This window comes from Halobacterium wangiae, from assembly GCF_021249345.1.
GTDB classification, from domain to species: Archaea; Halobacteriota; Halobacteria; order Halobacteriales; family Halobacteriaceae; genus Halobacterium; species Halobacterium wangiae.
Genome location: NZ_CP089588.1, coordinates 2,309,232 through 2,328,371 on the forward strand (window position 1 = coordinate 2,309,232; position 19,140 = coordinate 2,328,371).

26 protein-coding genes are annotated in these 19,140 nt (G+C 68.2%); 14 read left to right on the forward strand and 12 right to left on the reverse strand.

Annotation, left to right across the window (positions count from 1 at the left end):
• Positions 1–164: 164 nt before the first annotated feature.
• Together LT965_RS12100 and LT965_RS12105 are read left to right on the forward strand one after the other, a co-directional pair.
• Entirely contained in the window at positions 165–806 is a 642-nt protein-coding gene (locus LT965_RS12100; RefSeq protein ID WP_232701060.1) for a metallophosphoesterase family protein, read from the forward strand.
• Positions 807–847: 41 nt separating this feature from the next.
• Positions 848–1,345: a LabA-like NYN domain-containing protein gene (locus LT965_RS12105; protein ID WP_232701061.1), complete on the forward strand. Its 498-nt coding sequence runs from the start codon at positions 848–850 to the stop codon at positions 1,343–1,345.
• Here LT965_RS12105 and LT965_RS12110 read toward each other — a convergent pair.
• A complete protein-coding gene (locus tag LT965_RS12110) occupies positions 1,342–1,530 on the reverse strand; it encodes a hypothetical protein (RefSeq protein WP_232701062.1) in 189 nt (62 codons plus the stop codon). The two genes, LT965_RS12105 and LT965_RS12110, sit on opposite strands and share 4 nt — an antisense overlap.
• 86 nt (positions 1,531–1,616) lie before the next feature.
• Here LT965_RS12110 and LT965_RS12115 point away from each other — a divergent pair, with 86 nt between their 5' ends.
• The 3 genes from LT965_RS12115 (at position 1,617) to LT965_RS12125 (ending at position 3,280) form a co-directional block, all read left to right on the forward strand.
• Positions 1,617–2,093 carry a PUA domain-containing protein gene (locus LT965_RS12115; RefSeq protein WP_232701063.1) on the forward strand — a complete coding sequence of 159 codons (477 nt, stop codon included), beginning with the start codon at positions 1,617–1,619 and terminating at the stop codon, positions 2,091–2,093.
• A 93-nt stretch (positions 2,094–2,186) separates the two neighbouring features.
• Positions 2,187–2,564, forward strand: a complete 378-nt coding sequence (locus tag LT965_RS12120) for a nascent polypeptide-associated complex protein (protein WP_232701064.1) — start codon at positions 2,187–2,189, stop codon at positions 2,562–2,564.
• Positions 2,561–3,280, forward strand: coding sequence for a tRNA (adenine-N1)-methyltransferase (locus LT965_RS12125; protein ID WP_232701065.1), 720 nt, complete (start codon positions 2,561–2,563; stop codon positions 3,278–3,280). Before LT965_RS12120 ends, LT965_RS12125 begins: the two co-directional genes overlap by 4 nt.
• Positions 3,281–3,399: 119 nt before the next feature.
• Here LT965_RS12125 and LT965_RS12130 read toward each other — a convergent pair whose 3' ends face one another.
• Positions 3,400–3,714, reverse strand: coding sequence for a transcription factor S (locus tag LT965_RS12130; protein WP_232701066.1), 315 nt, complete (start codon positions 3,712–3,714; stop codon positions 3,400–3,402).
• Positions 3,715–3,752: 38 nt separating this feature from the next.
• On the reverse strand, positions 3,753–4,010 hold the full coding sequence (locus LT965_RS12135; RefSeq protein ID WP_232701067.1) for a DUF5789 family protein: 258 nt from the start codon (positions 4,008–4,010) through the stop codon (positions 3,753–3,755).
• Between the two features lie 94 nt (positions 4,011–4,104).
• Between LT965_RS12135 and LT965_RS12140 the strand changes: the two genes are divergently transcribed.
• Complete coding sequence (locus LT965_RS12140; RefSeq protein ID WP_232701068.1) at positions 4,105–5,370, forward strand: MFS transporter; 1,266 nt, start codon at positions 4,105–4,107, stop codon at positions 5,368–5,370.
• A 6-nt stretch (positions 5,371–5,376) separates the two neighbouring features.
• Here the strand turns inward: LT965_RS12140 and LT965_RS12145 are convergent, their stop codons facing one another.
• Entirely contained in the window at positions 5,377–6,147 is a 771-nt protein-coding gene (locus tag LT965_RS12145) for an enoyl-CoA hydratase/isomerase family protein (protein ID WP_232701069.1), read from the reverse strand.
• Between the two features lie 319 nt (positions 6,148–6,466).
• Between LT965_RS12145 and LT965_RS12150 the strand changes: the two genes are divergently transcribed.
• Complete coding sequence (locus tag LT965_RS12150; protein ID WP_232701070.1) at positions 6,467–6,958, forward strand: DUF5797 family protein; 492 nt, start codon at positions 6,467–6,469, stop codon at positions 6,956–6,958.
• Between the two features lie 45 nt (positions 6,959–7,003).
• Here LT965_RS12150 and LT965_RS12155 read toward each other — a convergent pair whose 3' ends face one another.
• A complete protein-coding gene (locus LT965_RS12155) occupies positions 7,004–8,020 on the reverse strand; it encodes a DUF5787 family protein (protein ID WP_232701071.1) in 1,017 nt (338 codons plus the stop codon).
• 108 nt (positions 8,021–8,128) lie between these two features.
• Complete coding sequence (locus LT965_RS12160; RefSeq protein WP_232701072.1) at positions 8,129–8,557, reverse strand: bis(5'-nucleosyl)-tetraphosphatase; 429 nt, start codon at positions 8,555–8,557, stop codon at positions 8,129–8,131.
• Between the two features lie 122 nt (positions 8,558–8,679).
• On the opposite strand from LT965_RS12160, the gene LT965_RS12165 reads away from it, so the two are divergent.
• Complete coding sequence (locus tag LT965_RS12165; protein ID WP_232701073.1) at positions 8,680–9,012, forward strand: uS10/mL48 family ribosomal protein; 333 nt, start codon at positions 8,680–8,682, stop codon at positions 9,010–9,012.
• 68 nt (positions 9,013–9,080) lie between these two features.
• Here the strand turns inward: LT965_RS12165 and LT965_RS12170 are convergent, their stop codons facing one another.
• Positions 9,081–9,347 (reverse strand): DUF7513 family protein, encoded by a 267-nt coding sequence (locus LT965_RS12170; RefSeq protein WP_232701074.1) that lies wholly within the window; start codon positions 9,345–9,347, stop codon positions 9,081–9,083.
• On the reverse strand, positions 9,344–10,873 hold the full coding sequence (locus tag LT965_RS12175) for a Na+/H+ antiporter NhaC family protein (protein ID WP_232703586.1): 1,530 nt from the start codon (positions 10,871–10,873) through the stop codon (positions 9,344–9,346). Before LT965_RS12175 ends, LT965_RS12170 begins: the two co-directional genes overlap by 4 nt.
• 144 nt (positions 10,874–11,017) lie before the next feature.
• On the opposite strand from LT965_RS12175, the gene LT965_RS12180 reads away from it, so the two are divergent.
• Entirely contained in the window at positions 11,018–12,304 is a 1,287-nt protein-coding gene (locus tag LT965_RS12180; protein WP_232701075.1) for an amidohydrolase, read from the forward strand.
• Between the two features lie 36 nt (positions 12,305–12,340).
• The gene (locus tag LT965_RS12185) at positions 12,341–12,898 is read left to right on the forward strand and encodes a plastocyanin/azurin family copper-binding protein (RefSeq protein WP_349292030.1); all 558 of its coding nucleotides are present in this window, start codon (positions 12,341–12,343) and stop codon (positions 12,896–12,898) included.
• 3 nt (positions 12,899–12,901) lie between these two features.
• Here the strand turns inward: LT965_RS12185 and LT965_RS12190 are convergent, their stop codons facing one another.
• Positions 12,902–14,272: a geranylgeranyl reductase family protein gene (locus LT965_RS12190; protein WP_232701076.1), complete on the reverse strand. Its 1,371-nt coding sequence runs from the start codon at positions 14,270–14,272 to the stop codon at positions 12,902–12,904.
• A 108-nt stretch (positions 14,273–14,380) separates the two neighbouring features.
• On the opposite strand from LT965_RS12190, the gene LT965_RS12195 reads away from it, so the two are divergent.
• On the forward strand, positions 14,381–14,710 hold the full coding sequence (locus LT965_RS12195; protein ID WP_232701077.1) for a 2Fe-2S iron-sulfur cluster-binding protein: 330 nt from the start codon (positions 14,381–14,383) through the stop codon (positions 14,708–14,710).
• Positions 14,711–14,731: 21 nt separating this feature from the next.
• Here LT965_RS12195 and LT965_RS12200 read toward each other — a convergent pair whose 3' ends face one another.
• A complete protein-coding gene (locus LT965_RS12200) occupies positions 14,732–15,853 on the reverse strand; it encodes an MBL fold metallo-hydrolase (protein WP_232701078.1) in 1,122 nt (373 codons plus the stop codon).
• A 59-nt stretch (positions 15,854–15,912) separates the two neighbouring features.
• On the opposite strand from LT965_RS12200, the gene LT965_RS12205 reads away from it, so the two are divergent.
• From LT965_RS12205 to LT965_RS12215, 3 genes are all read left to right on the forward strand, one after another.
• Entirely contained in the window at positions 15,913–16,536 is a 624-nt protein-coding gene (locus LT965_RS12205; RefSeq protein ID WP_232701079.1) for a rubrerythrin family protein, read from the forward strand.
• 37 nt (positions 16,537–16,573) lie between these two features.
• Positions 16,574–16,933, forward strand: coding sequence for a hypothetical protein (locus LT965_RS12210; protein WP_232701080.1), 360 nt, complete (start codon positions 16,574–16,576; stop codon positions 16,931–16,933).
• 66 nt (positions 16,934–16,999) lie between these two features.
• The gene (locus tag LT965_RS12215) at positions 17,000–17,401 is read left to right on the forward strand and encodes a glutaredoxin family protein (RefSeq protein ID WP_232701081.1); all 402 of its coding nucleotides are present in this window, start codon (positions 17,000–17,002) and stop codon (positions 17,399–17,401) included.
• Between the two features lie 207 nt (positions 17,402–17,608).
• Here the strand turns inward: LT965_RS12215 and phoU are convergent, their stop codons facing one another.
• A complete protein-coding gene (phoU, locus tag LT965_RS12220) occupies positions 17,609–18,289 on the reverse strand; it encodes a phosphate signaling complex protein PhoU (RefSeq protein WP_232701082.1) in 681 nt (226 codons plus the stop codon).
• A gap of 6 nt (positions 18,290–18,295) precedes the next feature.
• Positions 18,296–19,108, reverse strand: coding sequence for a phosphate ABC transporter ATP-binding protein PstB (pstB, locus tag LT965_RS12225; RefSeq protein ID WP_232703587.1), 813 nt, complete (start codon positions 19,106–19,108; stop codon positions 18,296–18,298).
• Positions 19,109–19,140 lie beyond the last annotated feature (32 nt).

Genomic DNA, 19,140 nt, shown 5'->3' on the forward strand with positions numbered 1-19,140 from the left:
CGGCGCTCCCCGAGGCGGCGAACTGAGCGTCGGGAGCGCCAATCATACCTCTCACTGGGGACCACAGGGGTAAAATCCTGTCGTCACGGTCATCCTCTGCCGACGCCACCGCCGACCGCTCGCCATCGGGGGTTTTTTGCCCCGTCTGGACCGAGTAGTTGTGGATGCTCGTCCTCGGCGACGCTCACGCGGACACGCACGACAGACGGCGCTCGCTGTTCGCCGCCTACCGCGCGGCAGACGCGGCCGTCGCACTCCAGGCCGGGGACCTGATGTACTACGACCTCCCGATTCCGACTTACTTCATCGGCGGCAACAACGAGGACTTCGACGTCGTCGAGTCGCTCCGCCACGGCCGCGTCGAGAGCGACGACGTGTCGAACGCCGTGCTCCTCCACAGCACCGCCGAGACCGTCGAGGGACTCCGGGTAGCCGGCCTCTCGGGCAACTACGCGCCGACGCAGTTCGAGAAGGAGCGGACGATGCTGCGCGGGGACCGGCGCCGCCACTTCGTCCGCGAGGACGTCGAACGCGCGAAGGAACTCGACGACGTGGACGTGTTCCTCGCCCACGAGGCGCCCCACGGCCTCCCGGTCACCGAGGAGTACGACGTCGGTTGCAAGTACATCGACGAACTGCTGGACGTTCTCGAACCCGACCTCTGTCTCGTCGGCCACCACCACGAGCACGTCGAGTCGACGTACGGCGAGACGCGCGTCCTCTCGCTCGCGCCAGCGTGGGAGTCCTACTACCGCCTCGACCCCGACACCCTCGCCGTCTCCCGACACGACACGCCGTCGGCGTGACTGTCGCGTACTTTCATTACGGGTCGAACCCGAGGAGGAGTATGGCTCCGATTCAGGACGCCCAGCGCGTCGCGGTTCTCGCAGACTCCCAGAACCTCTACCACTCCGCACAGAGCGTCTACTCCCGGAACATCGACTACGGCTCGCTACTCGAGAAGGCAGTGCAGGGCCGCCAGCTCACTCGCGCCATCGCCTACGTCATCCGGGCGCAGGCCGAGGACGAGGACCGGTTCTTCGAGGCGCTCCTCGACATCGGCTTCGAGACGAAGATCAAGGACATCAAGACGTTCGGCGACGGCTCGAAGAAGGCCGACTGGGACGTCGGGATGAGCCTCGACGCCGTCTCGCTGGCCGACCACGTCGACACGGTCGTCCTCTGTACGGGCGACGGCGACTTCTCGCGGCTCTGCAGTCACCTCCGCCACGAGGGCGTCCGCGTCGAGGTCATGGCGTTCGGGGAGTCGGCGGCCGACGAACTCGTCGAAGTCGCGGACTCGTTCATCGACCTCAGCGAACGAGAAGAGACGTTCCTGCTCTAGACCATCCGGCCGTCCGAGCCGGTGCTCCCCATCAGCAGGGACCCGGCCGCCAGACCGCTCGTCGCCAGTCCGGAGACGGCGAGTAGGGTCGCCGTCGCGTTCGGGTTGAGTCCGGAGTAGAACAGTAGTGCGGCACTAACCAGCAGTAGGACGCCCGCAATCCCGATCTTCATCGTGTCGCTCATGGAGTGCCGTTGCAGCCGACGGTACATAAGCTCATCCAAACCGTCGACCCGAAGCGGCTTTACGCACGGATGGCCGACCGGAACCTATGCAGGACGCGGACGTCGAGTCGCTCCGCACGGTCGCGGACTACCAGTTCGCCGCGGGAGCCGGTACCGCGCTGTTCCCCGAGGACGGCCACCTCGAAGTACGGCGCTCGAGCACCGGCCGTCCACAGCAGGTCGCTCGCGGTGACGGCGGGCGACTCGTCTCGGTCGGCCTCGACGGCCGGTTCACGCTCGGTACCGCCGGCGGCCAGCGCCTCGTCGACGCACTCCCTCACCCGGTCGCTCGCGTCGTCGTCGGCGACGACAGCGAGCCGTTCGTCCGGGAGGGGAAGAACGTGTTCGCGAAGTTCGTCCAGGCGGTCGACCCGGCGGTTCGGGCCGACGACGAGGTCGCGGTCGTCCACGAGTCGGGCGCCCTCCTGGCGGTCGGTCGGGCAGAACTCGACGCGCAGTCGATGCTGGACTTTGAGACGGGGATGGCCGTGATGGTGCGCTCCGGAGTCGACCCGGAGCAGTGAACAGCTGGCCGTAGCAGGTTGGGCCCGGCGAGACGACGCCAGACCGGCGAGCGGTTCGCCATTCTTTTCTTCCCGCGACGCGACCGTCCGCGTATGTTTGGTGGAGGCGGCATGAACCCACGGAAGATGAAACAGATGATGGAACAGATGGGCATCGACGTCGACGAGATCGACGCCACCGAGGTGGTCATCAAGCGTGCGGACGGCAACGAGATCGTGTTCTCGGACCCCGACGTGACGAAGATGGACGCCCGCGGTCAGGAGACCTACCAGATCATCGGCGAACCCAGCGAGCGGGAGGGTGCGGCCGAGGTCGAGTCCGGTGACGACGGCGGGGCGGCCGACGAAGCGATCCCGCAGGGCGACGTCGACATCGTCGCCCAGCGCACGGGCGCCAGCGAGGACGAGGCCCGGGAGGCACTGGAGGCCACCGACGGCGACCTCGCGGCGGCCATCGACCAGCTGGAGTGATTCTGCTCGTCCGCGGCGACCGGGAGTTCCTCGTGGCGCCGGGCGAAGAGCTGCACACCGACCTCGGCGTCGTCGAGGTGCCAGCCGACCCGACGTCCGGCGACACCGTCGAGTCCCACCTGGGCGAGCCGTTCACGGTCCGGAAGCTGCGCGGCCCGGACCTGTTCAACCACCTGGAGCGAACGGGTGCGCCGATGATGCCCAAGGACATCGGGCTGGTCGTCGGCCACACCGGCGCCGCCGCCGGGGACCGCGTGCTCGACGCCGGCACGGGAACGGGTGTGCTCGCTGCGTACCTCGGCCGCCTCGGCGCGGACGTCCTGACCTTCGAGCGGGACGCCGAGTTCGCCGACGTCGCTCGCGAGAACATGGAGCTCGCGGAGGTCGCGGACACGGTCGAGGTACGGACCGGTGACGTCACCGAACACCTCGAGGACCTCTCCGGGTTCGACCTCCTCACCCTCGACACGCAGAACGCGCCCGAGGTCGTGGCGAACGCTCCCGACATGCTCGTCTCGGGCGGCTACGTCGCCGTCTACTCGCCGTTCGTCGAGAACGCCCGCGAGACGGAACTGACTGCGCGGGAGGTCGGCCTTGCGGACGTCGAGACGGTCGAGACGATCCAGCGCCGGCTGGACATCGACGACCGCGGCTCCCGGCCCTCGACGGCCGGCGTGGGCCACACCGGCTACCTGCTGTTCGCGCGCAAGCCCTGAGCTGTCCGGCGACTCTCCTCCGGGGCGGCTCGCCGCCTCGCCGCATCCACCGCCCCCACTCCTCCTCAGTACATGGCCGTCGCTGGTCGCGTTCTGGTAGATAAAGATTCGCGGGCGGCCTAGTTGTCGTCCTCGCGCCAGCGGTGCTCGCACTCCGTACAGATGAAGAATCGCGTCTCGGACTCGTCCGCCGAGCGGATCTGCTGCATGTACCAGTGTGCCTCGTCGTTCTCGCAGTTCGGGCAGACGACCGTCGTCTTCGGCAGGCCCTTGTCCTGGGCGTCGCTGACGTCGACGATCTCGGTCTCCTCCTGCCCCTCGGTGACGACGTAGGACGCGTCCGGGTCCTTCGGCTGCTTGCTCCCACAGCTCCCACAGACCCAGAGCCCGTCCTCGGCTTTCATCATCGAGCCGCACTCGTCGCAGAATTCCATGCCCGTCGTTTCTCGTCGCCGCAGTTAAGCGCCGTGTTTCACCCTTCGCCCTCCGACTGCCCGGGTTCGCCGACGGCTTCCGTCGGGAGGTTGTTGTAGATCTCGGACTCGAGGTCGTCGCGACTCACGAACACGTCCTCCTGGGACCGCTCGAGGACGTCGACGAACGGTTCCTCGCCGTCCGCGTAGCGTAACACGACGTCCTCGAACGTGGCCTGGGCGTCCTCGTGGGACGCGGGGTACGAGAGCGCCTCGAGCTCGGCGGACAGGTGGTTGAGTTTGACCTCGCGTGCCATGTCGTGTGGTACCACTCCGACACCCCTAACTGTTTCCCGGCCAACGTGGCCGAACCCCGAACGGTAAACCGGGGTGGCGACGTAGGCCCTGCCGATGGCGCTGTTCGACACGGACCGACGCGTGCTGGTACTGGCGCTGGCGCGGATGGCCGACGCCGTGGGCAACTCCTTCCTCATCGTCGTGCTCCCCGCGTACATCGGCGCACACGGCCGCGTCGCGGTCGACCAGTACACCGGACAGCTCGCCGTCCTCGGCGTCGACCTGCTGGTCGTCACGCCGTCCCTGCTCGTCGGTGTCGTGCTCTCGGCGTTCGGCTTCCTCAACAGCTTCCTCCAGCCGTTCACGGGGCGCGCGTCGGACCGCGCGGGCAAACGCAAGGTGTTCATCCTCGCCGGTCTGGCGCTCCTCGGTGTCGCCTCCGGGAGCTACGCACTGGTCTCGGACTACCGGCTCGTGATCGTGTTGCGCGCGCTGCAGGGCATCGGTGCCGCACTCACCATCCCCGCCACGGTCGCGCTCGTGAACGAACTCGCGACGACCGACACCCGGGGCAACAACTTCGGCGTGTTCAACACGTTCCGCCTCATCGGCTTCGGCTTCGGTCCCGTGGTCGCCGGGTTCGTGCTCACGCGGTACGGCTTCGACGCCGCGTTCGGGGTCGCCGTCGTCGGCGCGTTCCTCAGCTTCCTGCTCGTCAGCTTCCTCGTCTCCGACGTCGAGGAGACCCGGGCGAAGGCGGGCGAGGACCTCTCGATAGCGGTCCGCGGCGACAGCGGCCTGCTCGACCCCGTGTTCGCGCTCGGCGTCGCCACCGTCTGCATGGGGATCACCATCTCGCTGTTCGCCACGCTCGAACCGATCATCAACGAGCGACTCGGCCAGGACAACGTGCTGTTCGGCCTGGAGTTCGGGACGGTCGTCATCGCCAACGTCCTGTTCCAGGTGCCGATCGGCCGCGCGAGCGACCGGTACGGTCGCCGCCCGTTCCTCGTCGGTGGGTTCCTCCTCCTCATTCCCGCGACGCTCGCCCAGGGGTACGCGCTCACGCCCGCGACGATGATCGTCTCGCGGTTCCTGCAGGGCGTCGCGGTCGCAGCGGTGTTCGCGCCGTCGCTCGCGGTCGCCGGTGACCTCGCGAGGGAGGGCGAGTCCGGGACGACGCTGTCCATCCTCACGATGGGGTTCGGCCTCGGCACCGCGATCGGGCCGCTGGCGTCGGGCTACCTGGTGCGCTTCGGCTTCGTCACGCCGTTCGCGGTCGGCGCCGTACTCGCGGCCGCCGCGCTGGTCGTCGTCTACTCGCAGGTCCAGGAGACCCTCGTCGACCCGCAGCCGATCCGCGCGGTTCCCGGCGACTGAACTGTCCTACTCGAACTTTGGGTCGCGGTCCTCGAGGAACGCCGCCATCCCCTCGCGCTGGTCGTGGCTGCCGAACAGCCCCGCCCAGGTGCGACGCTCGAAGTCGAGACCCGCTTCCAGCGTCGTCTCGTGGCTCTGGTTGATCGCCTCTTTGGCGGCCTGGAGCGCGGTCGCGGGCTGTGCGGCGAGTTCGGCCGCGAGTTCGTCGACGTACTCGCGGAGTTCGTCGTGGGCGAGTACCTCGCCGACGAGTCCCTCCTCGTGTGCGTCCGTGGCGTCGAGGCGGTCGCCGAAGTAGACGAGTCGACGCGCCGTCTCGTCGTCGACGAGTCGCGGGAGCCGCTGGGTGGCGCCCCAGCCCGGGATGATGCCGAGGTCGATCTCGGTCTGGCCGAGCACCGCGCGCTCGGAGGCCACGCGGAGGTCGCAGGCGAGCGCGAGTTCCATCCCGCCGCCGAACGCGTAGCCGTTGATGCAGGCGATGGCGGGCGCCGGGAACGACTCGATGGCGTTCGCCACTGAGTGACCGAGGTCGGCGTACTCCTCGGCCTCCTGGACGTCCATCTCGGCCATGTAGGAGATGTCCGCGCCCGCGACGAACGCCTTCTCGCCGGCGCCGGTGAGCACGAGCGCTCGGGCGTCGGCGTCTTCGGCTTCCTCGATGGCGTCGTCGAGTGCCTCCAGCGTCTCCACGTTCAGCGCGTTGAGGCTGTCCGGTCGGTCCACGGTGACGGTCGCGACGTCGTCTTCGACGTCCAGTTGGACGGTGTCTGCCATGTTCACAGCGACGGCGAGAACCGACATAATCTCCGGGGGTACGGAGCGGCGGCTGTTCGGATATCGACCGTTGGTTGCCGGTAGCGAGTGGGGCAGGCGACACCCTGGTGGATTGAAAGGGCGAGGTGCTGTCGGCGACGTCCGACGAAGCAAGCACCGCAGCGAACGAAGTGAGCGAGGAGCACAGCAAGGCGCACGAGCCGACAGCGCCGAGGGCTTTCAGTTGGTGCCGTCACTCGATACTACTGCGCGACGTCCGTCTCTACGTACTCCCCGCCTCTTCGCAAGCCCGAAATACCACGCGGGTGAACTGACTCCCATGACCCTCTCCGAGGAGGACCGCGAGCGGCTGGCGGACATCGTGGAACTCCAGCCCACGAAGAACGGGGACCTGCAGGACCGCTGGGGGATGGAGAGCGGCAGCGACGTCCACCAGTACCTCGAAGGCGAACTGCGAGACTACTACTACCGCGACGAGAACAGCCTGATCCGAGCGACCGCGGAGGCCGCCACGCTCGTCGGCGCGGAACCGGAGGACGGCGAGGCGCCGGCCGTCCACATGTCCGAGAACGAGCGTCGCGTGTTCGCGGTCATCGCGGGGCCCGACGAGCGCGCGGAGAGCGTCGTCTCCGTGCTCCACTCGGTCCGCGACGAGTTCGACGCGCCGGAGACCGAGGCCGCCGACGTCCGCCGTGCGCTCCAGACGCTCAAGCGCAAGGGTATCGTCGAAGTCGAGCACCGGACGGTCCCGACGTACAAGCTCGCCGTCCCCCGCGACGAAGTCAACGTCGAGGACGACGAGGACGACTGACGCCGGAGCAGAGTAGAGCGCCGAAACGACTACCGCCGACGCTGCTCACCGCTGGCGCTGTCTCCGTTCTTCGAGCACGTCACGGATTCCCGAGCCGGGGCCGCCCTTCAGCGGCCACCCCTGCTGTCGCCACGCGGGCGGTTCGGGCTCGTACTCCCGGCACGACCCGGAGCACTCCGCGGCGGTCTGCTCGCGGTCCTTCGCGCCGCAGTACGGGACGTAACCGTGCTCGGCGCGTTTCACGGCGAAGTGCCGGCAGTCCGGGCGCATTGTGTCGAGGTACGACCGCCAGCCGCGCTCGTAGGCCCGCTCGGCGATCTCGAGGCGTTTCTCGGCCTTCCACTCGGCGTCGACGTACTCGAAGGTCGCCGCGGACTGGTCGAACTCGCCGCCACTCGGGCGCTCGGTGATGCGGGTGCCCGCGCCGTCCGTGTCGAGCGAGCGCGGGTGCCACTCGACTGACGCCTCGCCGCCGTCGAAGACGAGGATGCCCGCCTCGACGGGCATCTCCTGGAGGAGCGCGCGCTCGACGCGCTCTCCGTCGCTCTGCGTCGCCAGCCACACCTCGTCGGCCAGCGACAGCGCCACGTCGCGCTCCAGTTGGTCGGCCAGGGCGTCCGCCGCCGACGCGTCTAGGTCGGGTTTGTTCTCCACGGCGACGATGCGCTCCACCCAGTCGGGGTAGGCCCACTTCCGCCGGAGCTCTATCCTGTTCCCGTTCTTCCTGGTCTCGACGACGCCGCGGTCGCCCGCCCGGTGGACGGCCTCGCGGACGTACCGCCACGGGTAGCCCGGGTAGGGGAGCACGTCCCGGTAGAACTGCCAGTCTGCGGGCGCGTTCCGGACGACGTGGAGGAGGTCGGAGTCGAGTCGCTTCGTCCCGAAGTTCGCGCGTGCAGCCAGCGCCTCGGGGGCTACCTCGACGACGACGGTGTCCCAGCGGCGGTCGCGGGTGCCCAGCTGGCGCGCGACGAGCGACGGCCGCCCCGCTCCCTCGGGGTGCCAGTGCCGTTCCGCCCACGCACAGACGCGGAGCTCGAACGCGAACTCGGAGTCGGCCACGAACGGAGGAGCGCGAGCGAGCAACCTACCTCTTTCGCCGTCCACCGGCAGTGCTTCGACAGCGCGACCGCTCGACACACGCGAACCTGTCGGGGTGGGAACCCCCGGTCAGGCCTCGACTTTCTCGTCGAGGAAGTCGTGTGCGTCCCGGAGGATGTCCCGGGGGCCGTCCTGTGTAATTGTGTTGATGGCCTGGTCGTAGTCGCGCCACTGCAGGTCCGAGTGTTCGCTCGACAGTTCCGCGTTCGCCTCGAAGGACTTCGCGATGAACAGGTGGACCGTCTTGTGGATGCGTTTGCCGTTGGCCTCGAACACATAGTCGTAGTCGTCACGGAACCCGTCGACGAGGCGGAAATCCTCGATGCCGGCTTCCTCCTGTACCTCTCGTATCGCCGTCTGCTGGAGCTCTTCGTCCCCCTCCACGCCGCCCTTCGGGAACTCCCAGTCCCCGGGCCGGCTCTTCAGGAGGAGGTATTCGCGCCGGTCCCGCGTGTCGCGGAACAGGATCGCTCCGGCGCTGGTCGCTTCGACCGTCATTGAGAGGACATATACAGCCGCCGGTTAAGAGAATGTCGGACCGTCCGGCCCAGAAACAGCCCGGGCGGCCAAACGCACGCTTTTTCACGGTGGACCGTCTCACTCTGTAGCAGTACCCAGCCATGACCTTCGTCACGAAACTATCCCTGAAGAGCGGGGACCGTGCGGCCCTCGACGGCGTCGTCTCCGACATCAAGGAGACCTGCCGTCGGAAGGGCGCCCAGATGAAAGGCCCGCACTCCGACGCGCCGGGCAAACTCACCGTCCCGCTGTACGCCCGACTCGACGGTGACGGCGACGAGTCGGCTGGTCGCTGGACGTACACCGTCTACCGCCGACGCATCGAACTGTACGGCCACGACGACCTGGCGCGGTCCATCATGGAACGGTCGTTCCCGGACAGCGTCCACGTGGAAGCGGAACTCGAACAGCAGAAGCCGATGGGATCCGCGTAACGCCGCTCTCGTACGCTCTCGAAGCTATCCTCCGACTCGCGCGCTCGAACGCCGAGCGGCGGGTGCGCTCAGAAGGCGCTCTCCCCGACCGTCTCGAGGTACTCCGCCTCGCCGACGTGCCTGTTCTCGTCGAACTCGGTCACGCGGAGCAGCACCCGCTTGTCCACCAGACTCACCGACTCGTCGGGCAGGTGGAGGACCGTGTCGCCGATGCGCGCGACGGGCGTCCCGTCCTTGTCGCCGGTGACGAACACCGACAGTTCCTCACCGACGTCGAACGACGGTCGGTTCGTCCGGAACGTCAGGCCCTCCGTGAACTTCTTGAAGCGACTCATAGGCGATCGACCTCCTCGGACTCGCGGTCGCTAGTGTACTCCAGCCCGAACCCTGTGAGCGCGGCGAGCAGGAACACCGCGACCAGGACCCAGCCGTGGAACACGTACGGCACGACGTCCGCCGGGTTCACGACCATCGACTGGGTGAACCACTCGTACTCGTCGGGGAGCCCCTGTAGCTGGGTGTAGCCGACGAGCACGCCGCCCGACCACGGGAAGATGTAGCCGAGCGCGGACGTGTTCGCGTCGAGGATGTTCGCGCGCCGGTAGCCGTTGATGTTGAACCGCTCGCCGACCCGGGCGATGTACGGCCCGATGGCGATCTCTGCGGCCGTGTTGATCGTGATCATTGCGTTGACGATTGCGGTCCCCAGCACCATCGAGGTTTCCGCGCGACGCACGCTGGTCGCGACCGACTCGAGCAGCCAGTCCTGGAGCGCCTCGAAGCCACCGCCGCGGATCATGACCTGTGCGGCCGCGACGATGAGCAACACCAGCACGATGAGCGGGAAGAAACCCGACGCACCGCTGTAGAGGCTCCCGCCGACCGCGGCACTGACGCCCTCCTGGGTGGTGTCGACGAGTTCGACGAACGGGAGCCAGGAGAGCGACTGGGCGATCTCGAGTCCCTCCGGCGCCTGGAAGACGACCATGTCGGCGACCGACGCCAGCCCGAAGACGACGTTGAAGACGAACGCCACGATGATGCCCCAGGAGATGGCCTCGATGATGTGCCGTCCCGCGACGGCAGTCCCGATGACGACGAGCATCGAGACCAGGTGGAGGAGCCCCGCGGGCTCGCTCTCACCGACGAAGATCTGCTGGGCTTCGGCGGCGATGTCGATACCGGACATCAGACCACCCGCGACCACGTAGCCAGCGAAGGCGATGACGGCCGCCACGAGGGCGTACTTGAACCGCGAGGCGACGACACCCCCGATGTCGGAGTCCTGGGTGACCGCGCTCACGATGGTCGTGTCGCTGACCGGCGCGAGGTTGTCCCCGAAGACGGCCCCCGAGAGGATGGCGCCGAACAGCAACACCGGACTGGCGCCCAGCAGGACGCCGGCCGGGAAGAACAGCGTCGTGAACGCGACAGTCGTCCCGTAGCCGGTGCCGATGCCGGTCGCCAGCAACGCCGCGAGGATGAACGACGCTGCCGGGAACAGCGCGGCGCCGATGCCCGCTGCGTCGGCCGCCCAGACGAGTCCACCGACGAACCCACCGACCTGGATCGTCTCGGCGAACATCCCCGCCCAGAGCCACGCCACGACTGCGGTGGCCGCGACCCGACGGGTCATCCCCTCGAAGATTGTGTTCGCGTAGCCTTTCCACGACCCCTTGACGAAGAGCAGGCCGACGATGAGGCCCACGAGCATCCCCGCGACGAGACCGGTGGTGTCACCGATGCGGAGGATGCCGCTCTGGAAGATGGCCCACACCACGAAGAAGGCGAGTGGGAACGCACTCATCCACTTCCCGCCGTAGAAGTCGATGCGAGTACCCCTGTCCTCGCCCGTGGCCATCGCCTCGGCCTCTCCTACCTCTTCGTCGTACTCATCACCATTACTCATGCTAACACGATACAAAATCGAAAGGGTGTAATAAATAACTTGCCACCACAGACCACCCCTGACAGCTTTATAGTGGCTGGCGCTCCCTCTCCTGGTATGGCCAGTACGGAACTCGACCCGCTTCTCGCACTTCGACGTGACCTCCACAGACACCCCGAGCCGGCGTGGTGCGAGTTCTACACGACCGCGCGCGTCGTAGAGGAGTGCGACCGGATCGGCGTCGACGAACTGTACGTCGGTCCCGACGCGATCGACCCCACCGGCAGGATGGCCGTCCCGGACGAGGAGACGCTGGCCACCTGGCTGGACCAGGCGCGGGAGGACGGCGCCAGCGAGGCGGTCCTCGCTCAGCTAGCTGGCGGCTACACGGGCGCCGTCGCGGTGCTGGAACGCGGTGACGGGCCGACGGTGGGCCTGCGCGTGGACATCGACGCGCTGCACATCACGGAGTCCAGCGACGCGGACCACTACCCCGCGGGCGAGGAGTTCCGGTCGGAGCACGAGGGGTACATGCACGCCTGCGGGCACGACGGGCACGTCACGCTCGGCATCGGAGTGCTCGAGGCCGTCGCCGACAGCGACTTCTCGGGCACGCTGAAGCTGTTCTTCCAGCCGGCCGAGGAGCGCGTCGGCGGCGGGAGAGCGATGGCCGAGAGCGGCCACCTCGACGACGTCGACTACCTCTACGCCGTCCACCTCGGACTCGACCACCCTACCGGCGAGGTGGTTGCGGGCGTCGACGGCTTCCTCGCGGTGAGCCACCTCCTCGCGGAGTTCGAGGGCGAGTCCGCGCACGCGGGCGCCCACCCCGAGGAGGGTCGGAACGCGGTGCAGGCGATGGCGACAGCGATACAGAACCTCTACGCGATTCCCCGCCACGACGGCGGTGCGACCCGGGTGAACGCCGGTCGTGCGGGCGGCGGCACCGCGACGAACATCGTCCCGGAGGAGGCGTTCGTCGAGGGCGAGGTGCGCGGCGAGACGACCGAGTTGATGCACTACATGAAGGAGAAGGCCGAGCGCGTCCTCGAGTCCTCGGCGGACATGCACGAGTGCGAGGTCACGATCAACACCGAGGGCGAGGCGCCGAGTGCGACGAGCGACCAGGCGCTCGTGGACGTGTTCGCGGACGAGGCGAGCGCGCTCGACGACGTCGAGAACGTGCTGGAACGCGACGACCTCGGCGGGAGCGAGGACGCGACCTACCTGATGAAGCGGGTACAGGAACACGGCGGGCTGGCGTGTTACGTCTGCGTGGGGACCGACCACCCGGGCGGCCACCACACCTCGACGTTCGACGTGGACGAGGCGTCGCTCCCGCTCGGCATCGAGGCGCTCACGAACGCGATTCTGCGCGCTGCGACCGAGGAACCGCGTTCCTGAGTCACCCCTTTGTGGCTGGCTGCCGAACACGTCACCATGGACTCACAGGTCACACGGCGCGGGTTCCTCGCTGGCCTCGCTGGGGGCGCTGGTGTCGTCGGCGCCGGGTCTGTGACGGCACAGGAACAGACCGAGACCGTCGACATGACGGACTCGCTCGTGTTCGAGTCGGACTCCATCACGGTCGCTCCAGGCACGACCGTCGTCTGGGAGAACGTCGGGTCGATCGGTCACTCCGTCACCGCCTACGAGGACGAGATCCCCGAGGAAGCCGACTACTTCGCCTCGGGCGGGTTCGAGGCCGAGCAGACGGCTCGCCAGTCCTACCCCAGCGAGGGGGACGTCCCCGGCGGCGAGAGCTACGAACACACCGTCGAAGTCGAGGGGACCTACGAGTACTTCTGCATCCCGCACGAGTCGGTCGACATGGTGGCGACGATGGAGGTCACGAGCGACCCCGACCAGGGCGGCCCGACATCCATCCTCCCGAACAGCGCGCGCGACCTCGCCGTCGCGGGGCTCGCGGCGCTGGTCGCCGTCGTCGGACTCGGGTGGGCGATCCTCAAGTACGGCGGCGACTACGGTGAGGAGTAGCCGTCAGTACTTCGGGTCGGCGCCGGTGACCGCGTAGACGTCCTCCATGATGTCGTCTCGACGGGCCTGCCAGGTCGGCATCCGGTCGGGACTGGAGGGGTAGTCCTCGTAGTGGTCGATGAGGCGGTCGGCCTGCTGTTTCGTCCGGTAGAACTCCCAGATGTTCGACCAGTAGCCGAAGGACTTCAGCGCGGTGACGACCTTCAGGCGGAGACTGAACTCCGTGCTGCCGGCGTACAGCGCCTCCGCGAGTTTCTCCCCGGGGAGCGCGGCCAGCAGCCCCATCAGATCGTCGACGTCGACGGCCGTCGAGAGCACGTTGTACACGTCGAGGCCGGCGTAGCGCGCGCCGAAGTGGTCCATCACGCGCTCGTTGTACTCCCACAGCGCGGCCTCCGAGACGTCGCCGGATTCGAGCGCCTCGATGGCCTGCTCGCCGGCGTACTTCCCGGCGTACGCGGCGCCCGCGATGCCGCCGCCCGTGGTCGGGTTGACGTGGCCCGCGGCGTCGCCGACGGCCATGAACCCGGGCGCCGTCGCGGAGTCGTACGGTCGGCGCGTCGGGAGCGCGGCGCCGAGTTTGTCCTTCACCGTGGCGCCCTGGAACTCGGGACGACCGCGCAGGTCGCGTTTGAGGTCGTCGACGAGCTTCATCGGCTCCTCGTTCATCTGGAAGCCGAGGCCGGCGTTGATCTCGGTGTCTGTCCGCGGGAAGTACCAGAGGTAGCCAGCGGCGCGCTCGGTCGGCTTGAAGACGAGTGCGTCGTCCCACTCGACGGGTTCGGGGACCTCGACGATCTCGCGGTACGCCGAGCAGAACTGCGAGTAGGAGACGTTCGTGTCGAAGGTGGCGTCGTCGACGTCGACCTTGTCCTGCAGGACCGAGAGCGCGCCCGCGGCGTCGACGACGATGTCCGCCTCGAAGTCGACGACGTCACCGCGGTGTTTGCCCTTCACGCCGGTCACGCGGCCCGAGTCGTCCTGCACGACGTCTTGGACGACGACGTCGTAGTGGAAGTCGGCGCCCGCGTCGCTGGCGCCCTCGATGACGCAGCGACCGTACTCCCAGCGGTCGATGACCGCGAGTTCGCCGGGGACGGGGATGTCGAGGACGGTGTCCTCCTGGGGGATCTCGAAGCGGCCGTGGTCGACGCCCGTGTTCGTGAACGCGGGTTCGAGGCGCTCCTTCGGGATGGCCTCGGGGAACGCGTTCGCACCCTTCAGCGCGTCGCCGCAGGCGATGTGTCCCGCCTCCTCCTCGGTCTTCCGCTCCACGACGGCGACGTCGTAGCCTTCCCTGGCGAGGGTCGCGGCCGTGTAGCAGCCCGACGTGCCGGCCCCGACGACGGCGACGTCGTACTCGTAGGTAGTCATACTCGCGAGTTGACGCCCCCGAGGAAAACTCTTTATGCACTAATCCGTCGGCTGGGGGAGGACACGGACGAATAAAGAGTTTTACCCGGCGTCGTGCAACCCGAAGCTATGACCGACTACACCGTGGAGTTCGTCGGGACCGGCGAGGAGATTCAGGTCTCCGACACTGAGACCGTCCTGAAGGCGTGCCTCCGGGAGGGTATCGCCCAGGAGTACTCCTGCCGCGTCGGCATGTGTCTCGCCTGTTCCGCCAAGATCGAGGAGGGCGAGGTCACCCAGCCGGCGGCCCGCGGCCTCACCGACGAGGAGGCCGAGGCGTACGCGCTCACCTGCATGGCGCGCCCCCAGTCCGACCTGAAACTCGACCGCGGGAAGTACCCGCCGAGCATCGAACAGGACGCCGCCGAGGCCGACGCTGCGGCAGCGGACGACGACTGATTCTGTACTCGTACCCGGGAGCTACGCGGAGGACACCGCGCAGTTGTTCGGCCCCCGCTCCAGTTCCAGCGTCTCCGCGCTGATTTCCCGTTCCCCCAGGTTCACCGCGACGATGTCCGCGTAGTTCGCGGGCCGCGGCGGGAGGTCCGTCGTGAGTCGCTCGACGAACGCGTCCTCGTCGAGTTCCGCGAGTCCGAGGCGCTCTCGGACCGCTCCCAGGGGTCGCGTGAACCCTCGCTCCCCCGGGCGCGTGGTCGCCTCGACGTGTCCCGGGAGCACGCGCGTCTCGTCGCCGTAGGCGAACACGACGTCCCGGAGCGTCTGGTACTGCCGGCTGGCGAGCTCGCGAGCGCGGTCCTCGTCCTCCAGGTCGGGCCGGCCGACGCCGTCGAGGAACAGACAGTCCGCGGTCAGCAGGTCCTCGCCCCACTCGAGGACGACGAGTTCGGTCGTGTGGCCGGGTGCGTGCTCGACGACCAGTTCCCGGTCGCCCACCGCGAGCACGTCGCCGTCGCCGACGAGCGTCGCGTCGTAGTCGAGACCGCGGTCGGTCGCTCCCTCGGGGAGCACGCGCTCGGCGCCGGTCTCCTCGGCCACCGCGCGGACACCCGAGACGTGGTCGGCGTGGACGTGGGTGTCCACCGCGTACCGGAGGTCGAGGTCGCGTTCGCGAGCGTCGGCGGCGTACCGCCCGGCGGCCGCAGCGAGCGGGTCCACGACCGCGGCCTCCTCGCCGTCCGCCAGGAGGTAGGAGAGACAGCCACTCGACGGGCGCTCGTACTGGACGACGCCGTCCCCGAGGTCGTGGCTCACGACGAGGTCGGCCCACGCCTCCATCCCACCCTCGAGGTTCGCCGCGTCGACGCCCGACTCCCGGAGCGAGTCGGCGACCTCGTCGCTGGACTCCCCGACGGCGCAGACGGCGACGACGGGTTCCGAGAGCGTCTCGGGGAGGAGGTCCGCGGGGTCACCGGTGACCTGCGCGGAGACGAACTCCATGTACGGGACGTGTGCGGCGGTCACGTCCGGGCCGTCGACGTGCCAGGCCTCGAACTCGTCGCGGTTGCGCACGTCGAGGACGCTCGCGTCGCCGCGTCGGATGCGGTCGTACAGTTCTCGCGGCGAGACGGACGTCGTGGTCATACCGGGAGTACACGCTCGCGTGCCAAAAACTCACGTTCGCCGCTCGCGTACGTCGCGGTATGGACGCCGACAACTTCCGCGACAGCGTCGAGGCAGCCAACGCGACGCAACTCGACCGCCTCGGTTCCTCGAAGCGCCTGGTCGCCATCACGGGCGCGGACCTCTCCGAGGAGACGGTGCTCCGCGCGGCCGCCGCCAGCGAGGCCGCGGCCACCGAGGTGTTCGAGGCGTGGGCCGCCGACAGCGACGGCGACGCGGCGGAGACGTTCGAGTCGTTCGCGGCGCACGAGCGCGACCACTACGACCGCGTCACGGCGGAACTCGGCGACGAAGTCGCAGCCGAGTCGGGCGCCGTCCACGACTACCTCCGCGAGCAGGACGACGCCGTCTCGCGTGCCGGCGCCACCGTCGGCCGCGGCCTCGTCGCCACTCGCACGCTCACGCAGTTCGTCGGCTACTTCGTCAACGCGGCCGACGAGGCCCGCGCGGACCTGTTCCGCGAGTTGAAGCGCGAGACGAGCGAGGACACCGACGCAGCGGTCGAACTGCTGGCAGCGACCTGCGAGAGCGACGAGGACTGGGAGCGCGCGGAAGCCGCCGCCACTGGCGCCGTCGACGCCGCCTACGAGGAGTACGTAGCCGCGCTGGAGGGGATGGGCGTGAACGCGAAGTCGGTCTGTTAGCACCGGGACTTTTGCTGGTCCGCCTCGGGGGTGTACTGTGCGTCTCGTACTCCGCCTGGTCGACCGGACGCTCGCGCTGAGCCTCGCGTTCGCCCCGCTCGTCCAACTGCTCTCCCGGTCGACGCTCGGGCCCTCGGTCGCTGTCCTCGCCGGTGGGTTACTCTCGTTGCTCGTCGCCGCCCTCGTCGTCCACTACTCGCCAGACTGCCGCAGTGGCGACGCGTGGCGGTTCGGCGGGTACACGTTCGTCGGCCTCCTCGCCGTCTCGCTGGTGGCACGCCACGGCGCGTCGTTCGAACTGGGTGACGCGCTGGCGCTCGGAGTGCTCGCGTGGCTGGTCGTCGCTGCCGGGGCACGCTGGCTCGTCGGGCGTCGCCGCGCCGGGACTTCGGCGTGACCACCGACGCCACGAGGCACCACCGGCGACGCAAGGCCTTTCTCCGCGCTCGCGCTACGTGGGGGTATGGCCTTCAACCCGATGGACTCCTCGATGGACCAGGAGGCGGTCGACGACATCGTCGACGCCGCGATCGCGAACAACGAGGTCGTCCTCTTCATGAAAGGGGACGCGAGGATGCCCCAGTGTGGCTTCTCGGACCGCGCCGTCGAACTGATCTCCCAGTACCGCCCGGACGTCCACACGGTGGACACGCTCCAGAGCCTCGACGAGTTCCGCGTCGCTCTCGAGGAGCACAGCGGCTGGGAGACCATCCCCCAGACGTTCGTCGACGGCGAGTTCGTCGGCGGCAGCGACATCCTGGCCGAACTGGAGGAGCGCGGCGAACTCGGCGACGAACTCAAAGCGGAGAACGCAGCACCGGTCGAGGACGACGGCCTCGACGACGAGATCCAGTCGCCGTTCTAGCTGCTGTAGCGGTGCAGTACTGGTAGCATTCGCGCCGGAGGCGCGATTCACTGCGCGAACGAGCGTAGCGAGTGAGCGCAGGACGTTTTTAGCGTAGCTTTTTGCAAGCCGAGCGGGACCGGAGGTCCCGCTGGCCGTGCGAACGGCGCGAAGCGCCGTGAGCAGACGGGGGTCGCCGCAGGCGACCCCCCGCAGTAAAAAGGTACGTTAGTAGATCAGTTCGTCGTCCTTCTCGACCATGTAGACGGTGCGGGCGCAGATGTTCACCGCGTGGTCGCCGACGCGTTCGAGGTCGCGGATGGTGAGCAGGAGGCGGGAGACGTCCTGCATGAGCGCCTCGACTTCTGCTTCCTCGGTCTCGTCGTCGATCTCGGTCTCGATGAGGTCCCGCATCACGGTGTTGGAGGCGGCCCGACAGCGGTCGTCGAGGTCGTCGTCGCTGGCCGCGATGGCGTAGCACGCGTCGATGTCCTCGGCCGCGTAGGCGTCCATCGCGTCCTCGACCATCTGGACGGTCGTGTCGCCGATGGACTGGATGTCGACCTCGGGGAACATGTCGCGGCGGGCGTCGAGGGTGTGTTCGGCGAGGTTCACAGCGAGGTCGCCGATGCGTTCGAGGTCGGTGATGATCTTGAACGAGGACGCGATGAGTCGGAGGTCGCCCGCGACCGGCTGCTGGAGTGCGAGCAGGTCGATACAGTCCTCCTCGAGGTCGAGGTAGAGTTGGTTGACCTCGTCGTCGCCGTCGATGACGTCCCACGCAGTGTCGCTGTCCTTCTGTTCCATCGATTCGAGTGCGAGCCGGAGGCGGTCCGTGACGACCTCGCTCATGTATAGGACGTCGCTCTGAAGGGCCTCCAGTTTGTCCTGATAGCTCTGTCTTGCCATGTGTATTTATCCGAACTTGCCGGTAATGTAATCTTCGACGCGCTGGCTCTCCGGGTTCTCGAAGATCTGGTCGGTGTCCCCGAACTCGACGAGTTCGCCGCCGGTGAGGAAGACGGCGGTCTTGTCGGAGATGCGGGCGGCCTGCTGCATGTTGTGGGTGACGATGACGACCGTGTAGTCCTCGGCGAGTTCCTCGATGAGGTCCTCGACCTGGCTCGTCGCGACGGGGTCGAGTGCGCTCGCTGGCTCGTCCATGAGGATGACCTCGGGGTCGACGGCGATGGCGCGAGCGATGCAGAGGCGCTGCTGTTGCCCGCCGGAGAGGTCGAGACCGGACTCGTCGAGGCGGTCCTCGACCTCGTCCCAGAGCGCCGCTCGCTTGAGGGATTGCTCGACGATCTCGTCGTAGTCGCCCTCGACGTTCTGGATCTCCAGGCCGTAGGCGACGTTGTCGTAGATGCTCTTCGGGAACGGGTTCGGCTCCTGGAACACCATGCCGACGCGGCGGCGGAGCGCGACGGGGTCGACGTCGGCGTCGTAGACGTTCTTCCCGCGGAGCGTCAGCTCGCCCTCGACGCGCGCCGAGGGGATGCGGTCGTTCATCCGGTTGATACACCGGAGGAATGTCGACTTCCCGCAGCCCGAGGGGCCGATGATGGCGGTCACCCGTTGCTCCGGGATGTCCATGTCGATGCTGTCGAGTGCGAGTTCGTCGCCGTAGTAGACGTTCAGGTCCCGGGAGCGGATGATGGGGTCGGGCGTCACCGCCGGCTGGTCGCGGGAGCTTGTCGCGCCCGCGACGTCGGTCTCGACGAGCATGTCGTCGTTCGTCGGGTCGGCGGTCGATGCGT